General features: G+C 59.8%; 11 protein-coding genes. 3 read left to right on the top strand and 8 right to left on the bottom strand.

Annotated elements, in window-relative coordinates:
• Positions 1 to 38: 38 nt before the first annotated feature.
• The 7 genes from AC07VR_RS31435 to AC07VR_RS31405 all read right to left on the bottom strand — a co-directional run bounded on the left by AC07VR_RS31435 (position 39) and on the right by AC07VR_RS31405 (position 11,170).
• Positions 39 to 1,568, bottom strand: coding sequence for a DHA2 family efflux MFS transporter permease subunit (locus AC07VR_RS31435; protein ID WP_494995735.1), 1,530 nt, complete (start codon positions 1,566 to 1,568; stop codon positions 39 to 41).
• A gap of 70 nt (positions 1,569 to 1,638) precedes the next feature.
• Positions 1,639 to 2,841 carry an HlyD family secretion protein gene (locus tag AC07VR_RS31430; protein ID WP_494995736.1) on the bottom strand — a complete coding sequence of 401 codons (1,203 nt, stop codon included), beginning with the start codon at positions 2,839 to 2,841 and terminating at the stop codon, positions 1,639 to 1,641.
• Between the two features lie 15 nt (positions 2,842 to 2,856).
• Complete coding sequence (locus AC07VR_RS31425; protein ID WP_495013618.1) at positions 2,857 to 4,326, bottom strand: efflux transporter outer membrane subunit; 1,470 nt, start codon at positions 4,324 to 4,326, stop codon at positions 2,857 to 2,859.
• Complete coding sequence (locus tag AC07VR_RS31420; protein ID WP_495013617.1) at positions 4,323 to 4,796, bottom strand: MarR family winged helix-turn-helix transcriptional regulator; 474 nt, start codon at positions 4,794 to 4,796, stop codon at positions 4,323 to 4,325. Before AC07VR_RS31420 ends, AC07VR_RS31425 begins: the two co-directional genes overlap by 4 nt.
• Positions 4,797 to 5,057: 261 nt before the next feature.
• Positions 5,058 to 8,729, bottom strand: coding sequence for a translocation/assembly module TamB domain-containing protein (locus AC07VR_RS31415; RefSeq protein ID WP_495013616.1), 3,672 nt, complete (start codon positions 8,727 to 8,729; stop codon positions 5,058 to 5,060).
• A complete protein-coding gene (locus tag AC07VR_RS31410) occupies positions 8,726 to 10,453 on the bottom strand; it encodes an autotransporter assembly complex protein TamA (RefSeq protein ID WP_495013615.1) in 1,728 nt (575 codons plus the stop codon). Before AC07VR_RS31410 ends, AC07VR_RS31415 begins: the two co-directional genes overlap by 4 nt.
• A 66-nt stretch (positions 10,454 to 10,519) precedes the next feature.
• Positions 10,520 to 11,170 (bottom strand): GNAT family N-acetyltransferase, encoded by a 651-nt coding sequence (locus AC07VR_RS31405; RefSeq protein WP_494995741.1) that lies wholly within the window; start codon positions 11,168 to 11,170, stop codon positions 10,520 to 10,522.
• Between the two features lie 196 nt (positions 11,171 to 11,366).
• Between AC07VR_RS31405 and xthA the strand changes: the two genes are divergently transcribed.
• Together xthA and AC07VR_RS31395 are read left to right on the top strand one after the other, a co-directional pair.
• The gene (gene xthA / locus AC07VR_RS31400; RefSeq protein ID WP_495013614.1) at positions 11,367 to 12,179 is read left to right on the top strand and encodes an exodeoxyribonuclease III; all 813 of its coding nucleotides are present in this window, start codon (positions 11,367 to 11,369) and stop codon (positions 12,177 to 12,179) included.
• A 124-nt stretch (positions 12,180 to 12,303) separates the two neighbouring features.
• On the top strand, positions 12,304 to 13,644 hold the full coding sequence (locus AC07VR_RS31395) for a substrate-binding domain-containing protein (protein ID WP_495013619.1): 1,341 nt from the start codon (positions 12,304 to 12,306) through the stop codon (positions 13,642 to 13,644).
• Positions 13,645 to 13,786: 142 nt separating this feature from the next.
• On the opposite strand, the gene AC07VR_RS31390 is transcribed toward AC07VR_RS31395, so the two are convergent.
• Positions 13,787 to 15,016 carry an acyl-CoA dehydrogenase gene (locus AC07VR_RS31390; RefSeq protein WP_495013613.1) on the bottom strand — a complete coding sequence of 410 codons (1,230 nt, stop codon included), beginning with the start codon at positions 15,014 to 15,016 and terminating at the stop codon, positions 13,787 to 13,789.
• Between the two features lie 152 nt (positions 15,017 to 15,168).
• On the opposite strand from AC07VR_RS31390, the gene AC07VR_RS31385 reads away from it, so the two are divergent.
• Positions 15,169 to 16,098: a LysR family transcriptional regulator gene (locus AC07VR_RS31385; protein ID WP_494995744.1), complete on the top strand. Its 930-nt coding sequence runs from the start codon at positions 15,169 to 15,171 to the stop codon at positions 16,096 to 16,098.
• Positions 16,099 to 16,181: the final 83 nt, after the last annotated feature.

Genomic DNA, 16,181 nt, shown 5'->3' with positions numbered 1-16,181 from the left:
GAGGCCGCCATCGCTGGCAAGCCAGGCTCCTACAGCTGTCAGTGTCCGCTTGCCGCCGGCCCGGCCTTGGCCGCGAACGGAGGCTTGGCCAGCCAGACAATCAGAATCAGGCCCATGAACATCCAGCCCAGCAGGCTGAAGTAATCCACCGTGGACATGATGTACGCCTGGCTGATCACCATCTGATCCAGCTGCGTGTAAGCCTTGACCCCTGCCCCGCCCAGATGCGTCAACGCCTCGCGGGTCGCCGGCTCAAAGGTATTGATGCTTTCAGTCAGGTAGGCGTGATGCTGATCGGCCCGGCGAATCCAGATCCAGGTGGTCAGTGACGCCGCGAAGCTGCCGCCCAGGGTCCGAAGGAACGTCGCCAGACCCGAGCCGTCGGCGATCTGGCTCGGTGGCAGGTCCGATAGCAGGATGGTCAGGGTCGGCATGAAGAACAGCGCCACGCCGATCCCCATGAACAGCTGCACCAGGGCGATATGCTGGAAGTCCACTTCATTGGTGAACCCGGCGCGCATGAAACAGCTCATGCCGATGGCCAGGAACGCGCCGCCCGCCAGCACCCGCATGTCGAATTTCGGTGCGTATTTACCGACGAAGGGCGACAGCAACACCGGCAAGATACCCAACGGTGCTACGGCAAAACCGGCCCAGGTCGCGGTGTAGCCCAGCCGCGTCTGCAACCATTGCGGCAGAATCAGGTTGATCCCGAAGAACCCGGCGTAACCCAATACCAGCACGATGGTGCCATAGCGGAAGTTACGGTGGGCGAACAGCCGCAGGTTGACCACCGGATGTTCATCGGTCATTTCCCAGATCACGAAGAATGCCAGGGCGATCACCGAAATCACCGTGCCGACAATGATGAAGCTGGATTCGAACCAGTCAGCATCGTTGCCTTTATCGAGGACGATCTGCAAAGCCCCGACACCGATGATCAACGCAATCAGACCGACGTAGTCCATCGGCTGGCGACTGGTGACCACCGGGCGTTTTTTCATCTGTTGGGTAACCACGAACGCGGCAAACAGGCCTATGGGCACATTGATGAAGAAGATCCACGGCCAGCTGTAACTGTCGGTGATCCAGCCGCCGAGGATGGGACCGGCAATCGGTGCGACCACCGTGACCATCGCCAGCAGTGCCAGTGCCATCCCCCGCTTCGCCGGCGGATAGACCGCAATCAGAAGGGTCTGGGTCATTGGATACAACGGCCCCGCCACCACCCCTTGCAGGACCCGAAAGCCCACCAGTTCAGGCATGGAGGTAGAGATTCCACACAGAAACGATGCCAGGACGAACAGCAGCGTTGCCCAGATAAACAGCTTCACTTCACCGAAGCGCCGACTGAGCCAACCGGTCAACGGCAGCGCGATGGCGTTACTCACGGCAAACGAAGTGATAACCCAGGTGCCCTGCTCCGAACTCACGCCCAGGTTGCCGGAAATCGTCGGCAAGGCCACGTTGGCGATGGTGGTGTCGAGCACCTGCATGAACGTCGCCAGCGACAGACCGATGGTACTGAACAGCAGGCTGGGCGGAGTGAAAGAGGCGTTATTGCTCATCGCGAATCCTTTGAAACGAAGCTGACGCTGCGACCACAGGGCTTTGGGCCGCAGCTGGCGGACTGGCGAATCAGCGTTGGGCCGTTTTGCTCACGGCCGCGCTGTTGTCGTGGATTAACTGTGTAATCATCGCATCGGCTTCAGCCAACTGACGGTCATAGACGCTGGTGCTGAAAGAAGCCTTTTGCGGCGGTTGTTGCGCCAGCACCGGACCGCTCTGGTCGTGCAGATTGACCTCAACCTGAGTCGACAGACCGACCCGCAGCGGGTGCCTGGCGAGTTCTTCGGCGTTGATATGAATGCGCACCGGTACCCGTTGGACGATCTTGATCCAGTTGCCGGTGGCGTTCTGTGCCGGCAACAAGGCAAAGGCACTGCCGGTGCCCGCACCGAGGCTGTCGATGGTGCCTCTGTATTTCACGTCGCTGCCGTAGACATCCGTCTCAATGTCCACCGGCTGACCAATGCGCATGTCCCGCAGCTGGGTTTCCTTGAAGTTGGCGTCGATCCACAACTGATCCAGCGGGATCACCGCCATCAACGCCGTGCCTGGCTGAACCCGCTGACCGAGTTGCACGGTGCGTTTGGCGACATAGCCGGTGACGGGTGCGATCAAGGTGCTGCGGGCATCGCTCAGGTAGGCCTGACGCAATTGCGCAGCGGCGGCCTGCACGTCCGGGTGGGACGAAACCACGGTGTCGTCCACCAACGCGCTGGTGGTATTGAGTTGCTGTTGCGCATTGGCCAAGGCGTTTTGCGCCGAGGTCAGGTCATCGCGAGCGTGGGACAGCTCCTCTTGGGAAATCGCCCCGCCGGCCGCCAGATTTTTTCGGCGATTGAAGTTGTCCTGGGCTTTTTGCACCGCGGCTTTCTGCGCGCCAACTTGCGCTTTCATGCCATCGACGTTGCTGTACAGGCCGCGGACCTGACGCACAGTGCGGGCCAGGTTGGCCTGAGCGCTCTGCAAACCGACTTCGGCGTCATTCGGGTCGAAGTTGACCAGCACCTGGCCTTCATGCACCAGGTCGCCGTCATCGGCGCCGATGCTCACGACCGTGCCGGTGACCAACGGGGTGATTTCCACCACGTTGCCATTCACGTAGGCGTCGTCAGTGCTTTCACTCCAGCGACCGTAGAACTGGTGCCAGCTCCAGACGCCCAGCCCGCTGAGGACGACGATGACGGCCAACATCAGCAGCATGACTTTGCGCTTGCGCGAATTGCCGTCGTCCTGGGCGTTTTGAGCAGTGTTGATTGTTTCTTCAGTGGCCATGACAAGTACCTTGAATTATTCAGTCCGCGTGGCTGGGGGTGGGTTGGCCGCGGCCATGGTGTCGGCCTGAAACCCGCCGCCCAGAGCCTGCATCAGTTGAATCGAGAGATCGATTTGCTCGGCATTCAGGTTTGCCAGTTGACGCTGGGCCTGCAGCAGTTGCTGCTCGATGCTGAGCACGTCCAGGTAGTTACCGATACCGGAACCGAAGCGCTGGACCACGGTGTTGTAAGAATCCTGAGCGATGTCGGTGGCGTGTTGCTGCGCACCGATCTGCCGGCCGATGTCACGCAACTGGGAAATCGTGTCGCTGACATCCCCCAACGCTTTCACCAGAGTCTTGTTGTACTGCGCGACGGCGAGGTCGTAGTCGGCGTCGCGAGCATCGAGGTTGGCGCGCAAGCGGCCGCCATCGAAGATCGGCAACGACACGGTTGGCACAATATTGAAGAAGCGGCTCGCCGAGCCAAACATCGCGTCACCCAACAACGATTCGGCGCCGGCGGCCGCGCTCAAGTTGAGATTCGGGTAGAACTTTGTTTTACCTGCGTCGATGTTTTTGCTCGCCGCCTCGACCCGCCAACGCGCGGCGATCAGGTCCGGGCGACGACCGAGCAACTCGGCCGGCAGTGTCGATGGCAACGCCACGGCGCTGGCCTGAAGGATTTTCGGCCGGGCAATGTCGTTGCCACGATCCGGGCCTTTACCGAGCAGCACGGCCAGGGCGATTTTCGCGCTCTGAAGGGTCTTTTCGGCGTCGATCAACGTGGCTTCGGAGCCGGCTTCCAGGCTTTCGGTTTGTTGATACTGGTATTGGCTGTCGATACCGGAACTCAGCCGACGCTTGCTCAGATCAAGCATTTGCCGAGTGCGCTTGAGGTCATCGTTGGCCAGGTCATAGACGATGTGGGCCTGGCCCAGGTTGCTGTAGGCGCGAGCAACGTCGGCCGACAAGGTCAGTTGCGCGGCTTGCTGATCGACTTCGGCAGCACGGGCCTGGCCCAGCGCCGCTTCCCAGGTGGCACGCTGGCCGCCCCAGAGGTCGAAGGTGTAATTGAAACTGGCGCCAATACTGCGCACTGTGGAGTAAGTGCCACCCACTCTGGTCGGGTCCTTGTCACGAGCCAACCGCGAGCGGCTGACACTGGCACTGGCATCGAGGGTCGGCATCCGCGCGGCATCGGCAGCATAAGCGGCGGCGCTGGCCTGGTGGGCACGGGCGTCGGCGATCTGCATGTCCGGGCTGTCGTGCAGGGCTTCACGGATCAGACCATCGAGCTGTGGGTCGCCGAGGCTTTTCCACCAGTCGCTCTTTGGCCACGCTGCCGGCGACAGGGTTACACCGCTGAGGGATTGCCCAGCCTTCAAGGTTTTCGCATCGAGGCTCACGCCTTGGGTGTTCAGGCCACTGTAGCTGGCGCACCCGGCCAGGCTCATGGCCAACAGCACCAGGCTGAGGCCGGTACGCAAGGTTTTACTGCTCATTTGTCACCTACCCGCAGCAAGGTGATCGAGTCACCGGCCGCCAGCAAAATTTTCTTCAGGATCTGTTCCAGGGTTTTCAATTCATCTGGAGTGATGGCGCCTGCCAGTTCGTTCATCGCCTCGGCACCGATGTGTGGCAAACGGTCGGCCAGCTGCTGGCCTTCCTCGGTCAGCACCAGTTGCACCTGACGGCGGTCGCCTTCGGAGCGCTGGCGGACAAGAAACCCCTTCTGTTCCAGACGATCGAGCATGCGGGTCATCGAACCGCTGTCCAGGGACAGATGCCGGCACAACTCGGCCGGTGTATCGACGCCGAACTGGGCCATGATGATCAGCACCTTGAACTGCGCGGCGGTGATGCCGTGGGGTTCCATGTGCGTGTCGATGATCCGGTCCTTGAGCAGCGCAGCGCGCCCCAGCAGCAGACCGAGATGGCAATTTTTAAAATCGTCCGGCGTGAAATGTTTCATCTGACCACCAATTAGCTGCCTAGGCAGAGAGTCTGTTTCGAGATATTACTGCCTAGGCAGCGAATGTCAACGAAATAGTTAGGAGGCTTTGTAATCAGGTGATAAATGGCGGGTTTTAGGGCGAAGGGGTTATGAGCGATTGATGCTTAGAAGGGAGAGTGCTGAGTCACTGAAACCACGACTTGCGCGGTCATTGTGGCGAGGGGGCTTGCCCTAATGCCGGTAAGTTAAAGAATTATTGGTTCAACGCATTTCCCCGTATTAGAAATCCCGCTTGTAGAAGATATCCAGTGAACTGGCGATGCCGCTGGCGGCCTCCAGATAGACCTTCTTGCTCAGCTTGTAACGCAGCGCGATGGTATTGGCGGGCTCAAACACCCCAACCCCGTAGCGTAAACTGAGCTGCTCGGAGATGTTGCCGCTGGCGACCACGCTGGTGGTGTTGCCGCTGCCCTGAGTGTCGAGCTGGAAGTCCTGAATTCCCAGGTCCTTGGCCAGACCACCGGTAATACTCGAACTGCTCATCAGCCCCAGACCCAACGCCGCCTGGGCCAGCATGTTGTTGTCTTCTCCGGTGGTGCTCAGCGGACGCCCCAGAACCAGATAGGACAACGCCTGCTCCTGGCTCATGGCCGGCTCGGAGAAGATCTGCGTGGTTGGCTGCTCGGCGTTGCCGCTCAGGCGAATGCCGGCGATCACGTCGTCGGTCTGACGAATCGCTTCGATGTCCAGATACGGTTGATCGATGGGACCTGCGAACAACAACCGTGCACGACGAACGGTCAGGCGCTGGCCGTAGGCGCGATAACGGCCATCGTTGAGCCAGAGCTCGCCTCGGGTATCCAGGTTGTCGCCGATATGCACCTGACCTTGTAGATTGGCGGTCAAGCCAAAGCCACTGAAGCTGAGCTTGTCCTTACCCACCTCGACGTCGATGTCCATCGCCATGACCATCGGCGGCTTGCCCTCTTCGGTCTGATGGCCAACGATCACTGTGTCACCCGAGACTTTGACCGTCGACGGCGGCAACTCACGGATGGTGATTTCGCCTTTAGGCACCTGCACCTTGCCGGCAATCGCCAGCTTGTCGTTCTTCATCGAAATTTTCAGGTCCGGTGCCACTTCCAGCACCGCATAGGGCTCGACCGTGACCGGCAGCTGCGAGCCTTTGAGGCTCAAATCAACCACCAGCGCTTCGCCCCAGGCTACATTTCCATTCAATGTGCCCTGCCCGGTTTTGCCGCTTTTCCAGCCACCGTTCAGTTGCACGCTTTCACCGACGATCAGCGCCTGAATCTGCAGCGCCTCGAAACTGGTGGGCAATTCAGGCCCTGAGATTTCGCCATCGCTAAGGGTCAGGCTGCCATTGACCTGGGGCGCGAATAAACCGCCGGACAAACTGCCATTGCCGTTCAAATGCCCGGACAGCTTCTTGACCATCGGCACAAACGGCCGCGCCACCGATAGATCCAGACCGTTGAGCCGGAAAGAGCCGGTCAGCGGCTTGTTCTTCGGAAACGGGTTGACCTGCGCCTGCACCATCAGTTCGCCGAGCCTGGCACCGACGAAGTCGAGCTGGGTATCGATGCGTTTGGGGCCCAGGGTGCTATTGAGCTTGAGTGTCTGGTAAGGGAAATCCAGCCACTGGCCTTTTTCGCGCATACGCAGCGTACCGCCGCTCGCGTCGACCATGATCTGACCTTTCGGGCCGCTGGCCGGCAGATCGAGTTGCAGGTCGGCATTGAGCTTTCCCTGCCAGGCGAAATCCTTCGGCAACCATTGCGCCAGGCTTTCAATCGGGAACTGCTTGAGGTGGTAGCGCAACTTGGGCTCAGGCATCAGCCGCTGGTCTTCACCGCACAGGCTGGCTTGCCCGGACATCCAGCAATGAGCGGCAAAGGTCACTTTGCCGTCGGCCAGGCGTTCGAGTTTCGCCGGGTTCTGCAACTTCCAGTCCTGGCCGCCAGCCTGTATGTCACCACTGGCCAAACGTCCGCGCCAGTTGCCTTTATCCAGATTGCCGTCCAGCCCCAGCGCCAGCTTGAGCATCGGCCCCTGGAGGTCCAGTTGCAATTTCTGGTTTTTGACATCGCCCTGGCCGCTGGCCGTCAGCGTGCCCAATTGCGTATTTGCGGTCTGGATACCGCTGCCTTTGAGGTCGATACGCGCGCGTTGGGCGCTGTCGAGGCTGGCGTCCAGGTTCAGGCTTTGCAGGCGATTGTCGGCCATCACCAATTGCAGACCGTGCAGGCTCAGCTTGCCTTGCGGTGCTTTCAAGGTGCCGGTGAGATCAAGACGCCCATTGAGCTGACCGCGCAATTGCGGCCAGAGTTGGCCAAGGCGCGGCATCTGGATATCGAGCTGCCCGGCCAGTTGGTTGTGCAGGCTGCCCTTGCCGTTAATGCGGTTGTCACCCAGGCGAATATCCAGCGCACTCAGGCTCCATTGCTCACCGCCACCATCGGCCTTGGCCTGAAACACAGCAGGTTGACCGCGCAGTTTGCCCTTGAGGTCCAGGTCAGCATTCAGGCTCAGTTGCCGGTTTTTCATTTCGCCTTTGCTGCGCAACGGTCCGGCGAGATTGCCCGGCAACTCCGCCAGCCAATACGCCGGGTTGATCGCCGACAGGTCCAGCGCCGTGTCCCAGGCGATGCCATCGGCAAACTGCAGATTCAAATGCCCTTCGGCCTTACCCTGCCCGGCCGCAAGCTTGAACTGCGGCAAGAAGATTTTTGTCAGGTCGCCACTGAACGGGCTGCTAAGGCTGAACGCCCCCGCAGGGCCATCGAACGCGGCCTTGAAATTGCCCAGATAGTTGCCATCGCGATAGGACACTTCAGCGTTGAAGGTACGCAGCGCCACTGCCGGTTCGTCGATCAGCGGATAGAGCCGATGCCAAGGGAAGTTCAGCCAGTCGATCCTGGCTTCAACGCTGAAGCCTTCGCTCCAGTCCAGTTGCCCGGTGAGCTTGAGACTTTGCTCGGCGCTGGCACTGAGGTCCAGCGCGGCAATTTGCGCGCCCTTGGCGTCGACCTTACCTTGCAGCAGCAGGTCGACCGGCCCCTGCTCGGCAGGCAAGGTGGCTTTGCCCAACAGTTGATAACCGTCTTTCAGATCGCCTTTGCCGGTCAATTCGAGTTGATTGAGTTGCAGCGTGTCCGGCAAGTCGGCGCTGGCCTTGAAGCCATTCGCAGTGATGCGCACTTGAGCGGGCAGATTCTCCACCAGCGGTTGCAGCTCACCGGTCAATTGGCCTTGCAGGTAGCCGCTGCTGTCGGCTTTGAGGTTCAGGGTCTTGAGCAAATCGCCGTCGACTTTCAACGCCAGCGCCCACGGTGCGGTGCCCGGCGCCGGCAAGGTCAACGTGCCTTCAGCCGTCAGCGGCCAGTTACCGCTTGGTTGCAGCAGGCCCGACAGGTCCAGGCTCAGGCCATCGCGTTGCAGGTGCACGGCGTCGATCTGCAAGCCCTTGGCCGTCCACCGGGCCGCCAGTTGCAAGCCTTTGAGTTGTTCGCTGCCGTTGAACAGCAGGCGGCCGATCTGCACTTCACCCAACTCAATAGCCAGTGGCAGTTTCAGTTCGGGCAGGACGACGGGTCCGCTGCTCTCATTTGTACTCGATGGAAATTGCAGGCTGACCTGCTCGACGCGCAGTTGCTCGATGCACAAGGTCACGCGCGCAAGACACAACGGCGACCAGGCAAAAACCGGCTTGATCAGTTCGACCCGGCCGCTGTCCTGCTGCCAGAGCAGGTGGTCGGCGCTCCATTGGCCGCCCAGACGGCCCTGGAAATTGTCTACCGTCAAACCCGGTACCCGCCCAAGGGCCCACTGGCTGCCAGCCTGGGTTCCAAGCAACGTAGCCAGCGCCAGCAAAACGACCATCACCAGCGTAAGTATCGCCAGCAGCGCTATTTTCAAACCACGATTCAAAGCTCAGGCCCCATGGAAAAGTGCAACCGAATGCCGCCTTGGTCATCCATCGCATGGGCGAGGTCCAGACGCAGCGGTCCGACCGGCGAGACCCAGCGTACGCCGATGCCGACGCCGGTCTTGAGGTTCGGCAGTTCGAGTGTGTTGAACGAGTTGCCCTGGTCGATGAAGGTCGCGACCCGCCATTTCTCGGCGATGGAGTATTGATACTCGACGCTACCAGCGACCATGTAGCGACCACCGATGCGATCACCATTGGAGTTTTCCGGGGACAGGCTCTGATAGTCGTACCCGCGCACGCTTTGATCACCACCGGCGAAGAAACGCAGTGATGGCGGAACCGATTTATAGCCATTGGTGGCGCTGCCGCCGAACTGCACGCGCCCCAGGAAGCGGTGCTTGTCCCAGACGGTGGTCAGGCCTTTGAGCAGTGCAGTGCCATAGAGCAAGTTGGTGTCCGACGCCAACCCTTCCTTGGCCACCTTGGCGTCGAATTGCAGACGATAGCCATTGTGCGGGTCGACGCGGTTGTCGCTGCGCAAGTAGGAATAGCTGACACCCGGCATCAGCAAGTTGCTCAACCCCGAATCGTCGCCGAGGCGAAACTCTTCCCGTTGCCATTTCAGCGAGATCACTCGTTGCCAGCCGCCGGGCAGTTTGCTGTGCCACTCGGGACCGACCGTGAGCAGCTTGCTCAGGCTATCGGTATGGGCGATTTCTTCATATTGATAGCCCCCGGCAAAGCGCAGTTTATCGGTGAGCGGCGGGTCCAGTGGCACGTCATACCACACGCCGACGTTCTGCCGCGGTGCGGACACTTCGGTCTCCCAGCCGTAACTGTCACCCTGGGGGTTGACCCAATGCCGGGTCCAGTTGGCCTTGGCGCGCGGACCGACATCGGTGGAGAAACCCAGGCCCAGGCCCATGGTCCGTGGCTTGCGGGTTTCCAGCCGCACCGCCACCGGAATCACATCGTTGGCAGCGGCGGCGGGCGCGGCATCGACCCGTATGCCTTCAAAATAGCCGCTCGACTGCAACGCCTGATTGAGTTCGGCGATCAGTTCGGAATCGTAGGGGGTGCCGGCCTTGAACGGCACCATGCGTTGCAGCAAATCTTCATCGAACGGTGTGTCACCGGCGAAGCTGACCTTGCCCAAGGCATAGCGCGGGCCGCTGTCATAGATCAGTTCGATGTCGGCGACACCGGCCTGGGGATCGACTGATAATTTCTGGCTGGTAAAGCGTCCGCTGAAAAAGCCATAGCGCGATGCCTGATTCTGGATCAGCCGCTTGGCCTCTTCATAATGGCCGTGATTGAGCACGGCGCCGGATTTCAGCTGATCGCTTTTCGGTACGCGGAAGGCTTTGAGGGAAGCTGCGGGGCCATCGATACGCAGGGTGACATTGCGCAGGTGCACAGGCTCACCGGGGTCAATGTTCAACACCAACCGTGGCGACCTGCCGCCGCTGACTTCGCTATTGATCTGCGGCTGATAGAAGCCCAAGGCCTGGGCGGCCTTTCTCGCTTGCTCTTCGGCGCCACGACTGAAGCGCAACAAGGCTTCTTCGTTGCGATCGCCAAGGCCACCGATATAGCCCTCTACGTTGGCCTTCAGTTCATCGTTTGACGGTTTGATCCGCACATCCAATTCACTTTGTGCCAACGCCACACAGCTTGTGACCAGCATGAGCAAGCCGCTGGTGAATCTTCCTGGATACTTCATAGGGCACGGATGCTATCACGAGCTTGGGAGCGTGATAGAGCCCGACAGTGACTGCAAAGCTCTACATTAAGCAGTTGCTGTTTGTAACACCTGCGGATTGGGGTGAAAAAACACGTGCTCGCGGACAGGTCCTATAGCGACCTCACCAATCTCCTCGTAACCCTGACGCTTATAGAACTCCAGATAACGAGAGTCTCCGGTATCGAGCACCACGCCCTCAGAGTGCTCGTCTTCTGCGCACCAGTTATGCACCGCTGCCAGAAGTTGTTCGCCGAAGTGCTTGCCCTGGAACTGCGGGTGAATTCCCAGCAGCGGCAGGACATGAACCGCATCGGACGGCAGACAGGCCGCCACCGCCGCGTGGTATTCCAGATAACGGCGCGTGCAACGAAACCCGGCGCTCAGCACCATACGCAGGCGCCAGGCCCAACTTTCGGTGATGCCCAGGCGGCGTTGCGGTGGTGCGATCAGGGCAATGCCGATCAGTCGGTCGTTGACCAGCAGGCCGATGGCTGGCAAATCCTGAAAGAAATGCTGTTTGACCAGTTCACGCACCGTTGCCCGGACCCGTTGCTCATAACCGGGTCGCTCTGCCTCGAACAGAAAGCCAAAGGTCGGCTCATGCCGGTAGGCCTGATACAGCAAGGAACGCGCTTCGCGGGAATAGCCGCTGTCGAGCATATGGATGTCGGCGATGGCTGTTGAGGTTTCAGGCATAACGATTGATCTCCCCTGGACGCGACTCAAAAGGCCCTCTCCCACAAGGTATAGACCAGACTCGGAGATTGTGGTCAACCCGCCACGCAGGCGCGACACCTCCCCGCAACCGGTCAGCGCCCCATCTTGCGAACCGCCACGCTGGCCGCCGTCGGACTTGTCGGCTAGCATCGCAGTTTTGCCAGGACTGTCGACCATGAAGATCGTCTCGTTCAACATCAACGGCCTGCGCGCCCGGCCCCATCAGCTGGCCGCGCTGATCGAGAAGCACCAGCCGGACGTGATCGGCCTGCAGGAAACCAAGGTCCATGACGACCAGTTCCCCCTGGCCGAAGTTCAGGCCCTGGGTTACCACGTGCATTACCACGGGCAAAAGGGCCATTACGGCGTCGCCCTGCTCTCGCGCCTGGCACCGATCGCACTGCATAAAGGCTTTGCCAGTGATGAAGAAGACGCTCAGCGACGCTTTATCTGGGGCACTTTCGCCGATGCCAACGGCGTACCGGTGACCATCATGAACGGCTATTTCCCACAGGGTGAAAACCGTGACCACCCGACCAAATTCCCGGCCAAGCAACGTTTTTACAACGATTTGCAGCAGCTGCTGGAAACGCAGTTCAGCAGCGACCAGCCGCTGATCGTGATGGGTGACGTGAACATTTCCCCGGAAGACTGTGACATTGGTATCGGTGCGGACAACGCCAAGCGCTGGCTGAAAACCGGCAAGTGCAGCTTCCTGCCGGAAGAGCGCGAGTGGATGGCCCGCCTGAAAAACTGGGGCCTGGTGGACAGTTTTCGTCACCTGAACCCGGATGTCTCGGATCGCTTCAGCTGGTTCGACTACCGCAGTCGCGGCTTCGAAGACGAGCCCAAACGCGGTCTGCGCATCGACCTGATCATGGCCTCTCAAGGTCTGTTGCCGCGAATCAAGGCTGCCGGTGTCGACTACGATTTGCGCGCCATGGAAAAACCTTCCGATCATGCGCCGATCTGGCTCGAATTGAGCTGATCGCGCTTGATCGTTCCCACGCGCCGCGTGGGAACGATCTCACAGCTGCTGGCAAGCTGTCATATTGCAGCAACCTTACTGACTTATTCTCCCGGCACTTCCTTTGACCTTAGAAGGTGCCGGCCTGATGCTGCGCGCGCTGTTTGTGACGATGCTTTGCGGCTTGCTGTCTTTTCCGGTCTTCGCCAGCGAGCTAGCGACCCCGGACCATGGCCCTGCCCTGCGTATTCAGGGCTCCAACACTATCGGTGCCGCGCTGGGTCCGGCGCTGGTCAGGGGGCTGATGGAAGCGCAAGGCTTGCGCGAGGTTCACAACGTCATCCAGGGTAAAGACAACGAGCAGCGCATCGTCGGCAAAACCGAGCAAGGACGCCGGGTCGTGGTGGATATCGCCGCCCACGGTTCCAGCACCGGCTTTAGTGCACTTAAAACGGCGAACGCCGACCTGGCTGCTTCATCGCGGCCGATCAAGGACAGTGAGCTGGTCGACCTGAAAGCCCTTGGCGACTTGAAAAGCCCCGGTGCCGAGCAAGTGATCGCCATTGATGGGCTGGCGATTATCCTTCACCCGCACAACCCCTTGAACCAATTAAACACCGAGCAACTGGCACGGATTTTCAGTGGCGAGGTGAAAGACTGGGAAGAACTTGGCGGTACTGGCGGGCCGATCCACCTGTATGCACGGGATGATCATTCGGGCACCTACGACACCTTCAAGGAGCTGGTGTTGAGTCATCATGGCAAAACCCTGGACAGCGCGGCTCAACGCTTCGAATCCAGCGAACAGCTTTCCGACGCGGTCAGCCAGGATCCTCAAGGCATTGGCTTTATCGGCCTGCCGTATGTGCGGCAGGCCAAAGCCGTGGCGATTGTCGACGGCGACTCGCAGCCGATGTTGCCCCGCGCCAGCCTGATCGCCACCGAAGACTATCCGCTGTCGCGGCGCCTGTTCTTTTACCTGCCGCCCAACGGGCAAAACCCGTGGGCCAACGCGTTGGTGGCATTCGCCCAGAGCAGCAAAGGCCAGTCAATTGTTGCGGCCAATGGTTTTATCGCTCAGACAGTACAAGCGATGACGGTAGCGCCCAGCCCACAGATGCCTGAAGGCTATCAAGCCATCGCCCGCCAGGCACAACGGCTGACGGTGAATTTTCGCTTCGCCGAAGGCAGCGCCACCCTGGACAACAAGGCCCGGCAGGATCTGTCGCGGGTGCTCGACTATTTAAGGCTCCACGACAAACTCAATAAACACGTCACACTGGTGGGTTTTGGCGACGCCAAGAGCGATACAGCGCGGGCGGCTTTGTTGTCGAAGCTACGGGCCATGGCGGTGCGACGCGAACTGGTCAAAAACGGTGTGGTGTTTCGCGAAATCCGCGGCTTTGGCGCCGAAATGCCAGTGGCGGCCAATAGCGCGGATGAAGGCCGGATCAAAAACCGGCGGGTGGAGGTTTGGGTTTATTGAGTTCTGGAAGTGCTGCATTGACTGGGCTGATGCTATCGCGAGCAAGCCCGCTCCCACATTAGATCAGCGTCGAGCACAGATTGTGCACACGCCGAAAATCCAATGTGGGAGCGGGCTTGCTCGCGATGAAAGCGACGCGGTCTTAATGCCCGCTACGCATCATCTCTTGGGGCACATATTTACCGATCTCGAACTTTCCGATCGCCGCGCGGTGAACCTCGTCCGGGCCGTCGGCCAGGCGCAGAGTACGCTGCATGGCATACATGTAGGCCAGCGGGAAATCATTGGAAACCCCGGCCCCGCCATGGATCTGGATTGCCCGGTCGATGACCTTCAAGGCCACATTGGGGGCGACAACCTTGATCTGGGCGATTTCGCTTTTCGCCACCTTGTTGCCGACAGTGTCCATCATGTACGCCGCTTTGAGTGTCAGCAGCCGCGCCATGTCGATTTCCATCCGCGAGTCGGCGATCTTGTCGATATTGCCGCCCAGACGAGCCAGGGGTTTACCAAACGCGGTGCGATTCACCGAACGTTTACACATCAACTCCAATGCCCGTTCAGCCATGCCGATGGAGCGCATGCAGTGGTGAATCCGTCCCGGGCCAAGGCGACCTTGAGCGATTTCAAAACCGCGGCCCTCACCCAGCAGCACGTTCTCGTAGGGAACGCGGACGTTTTCGAACAGCACTTCTGCGTGGCCGTGAGGCGCATCGTCGTAACCGAACACCGGTAGTGGGCGGACAATCTTTACACCCGGGGCATCCGCCGGCACCAGAATCATCGAGTGCTGTTGATGACGCGGTGCATCCGGATTGCTCAGACCCATGAAAATCAGAATCTTGCAGCGCGGATCGCAAGCACCCGAGGTCCACCATTTCTTGCCATTGATCACCCACTCGTCACCATCGCGCACCGCACGGGCGGCCATGTTAGTGGCGTCGGAGGAAGCGACATCCGGCTCGGTCATGGCGAAGGCCGAACGGATTTCGCCGCGCAAGAGTGGCTCCAGCCAGCGTTGTTTCTGATCTTCGTTGGCGTAGCGCACCAGGACTTCCATGTTGCCGGTATCCGGCGCCGAGCAGTTGAACGGCTCCGGCCCCAGCAAGGAGCGGCCCATGATTTCCGCCAGCGGCGCGTATTCCAGATTGGTCAAGCCGGCGCCCAGTTCGGACTCGGGCAGGAACAGGTTCCACAAGCCTTCAGCTTTGGCCTTGAGTTTGAGTTCTTCCATGATCGCAGTCGGCTGCCAGCGATCACCTTCGGCGACCTGGCGTTCAAACACCGTTTCAGCCGGATAAACGTAAGCGTCCATGAACGCGGCCACGCGCTCACGCAGTTCCTGAACCTTCGGGGAATAAGCGAAATCCATGAGCAGCTACCTTCTTCTAGGAGGTTGTTGAGGTCATGCAATCGATGCTAGAACAGCTACGAAAATTTACCTAACCTATTCTCGGCGTGTATTAACATTCATCACCGATATATGATCGATTGATCGAAACCTAAAAGTAAGAGTGCCGCGCCATGAATCTGAGCAAGGTCGACCTGAATCTCTTCATCGTCTTCGACGCGATCTACACCGAAGCCAATCTGACCCGCGCCGGGCAAATCGTCGGCATCACTCAGCCAGCCGTCTCGAATGCTCTGGCCCGCCTGCGCGAGACCTTCAACGACCCGTTATTCGTGCGCACCGCCCAAGGCATGGTGCCCACGCCCATGGCGCAGAACATCATCGGTCCGGTGCGCAATGCACTGTCGCTGTTGCGCGTGTCGGTGCAGGAAAGCCGGATTTTCAACCCGGCGCAGGCGGTCAAGACCTACCGCATCAGCATGACCGACCTCACGGAAGCGGTGATCCTGCCGCCGCTGTTCCAGCGCCTTCGGCGTCTGGCACCGACGGTGATCATTGAGAGCTTTTTGTCCAAACGCCGGGAAACCACCAAGGAGCTGGCCGCCGGTCGCCTTGACTTCGCCGTCGATGCGCCCCTCAACACCGACCCCCAAGTGCGCCACGTCAAGCTGATGGAAGACCGCTACGTCTGCGCCATGCGCAAGGGGCATCCTCTGGCGGGCAAAGAGAAACTCACCCTCGATGACTACCTGTCGTTGACCCATATCCATATTTCCAGCCGCCGCAGCGGGCTGGGGTATGTCGACCTGGCGCTGGGCAAAATGGGCATCCAGCGCAAAATCGCCCTGCGTTCGCAGCATTACCTGATGGCTTCGCAAGTACTGCAGCAGACCGACATGGTCATGACCGTACCGGAGCGTTTTGCCCGTCGACATGACCTGTATTCGGTCAACCTTCCGGTCAACGACGTACCACCGGTTGAAACCCACCTCTACTGGCACGAAAGCACCGACCAGGACCCGGCTAACCGCTGGATGCGCGAACAAATGATCGAGCTGTGCCAGCAGGTAACAGCGCATGAGAAGAAACTCGATAAAGCCTGAAAATCACGCAAACCGTGTAGGAGCGAGCGGTGCGGCGATCCGACTTGCCCGCGAAGAACAATGACGCGGTCATTCTGTTGCAC

The sequence above is a fragment of the Pseudomonas sp. GW821-FHT02H09 genome (assembly GCF_059421425.1).
Note: the sequence above shows the minus strand (reverse complement) of the source record. Positions and strands in the feature narration are given on the sequence as shown.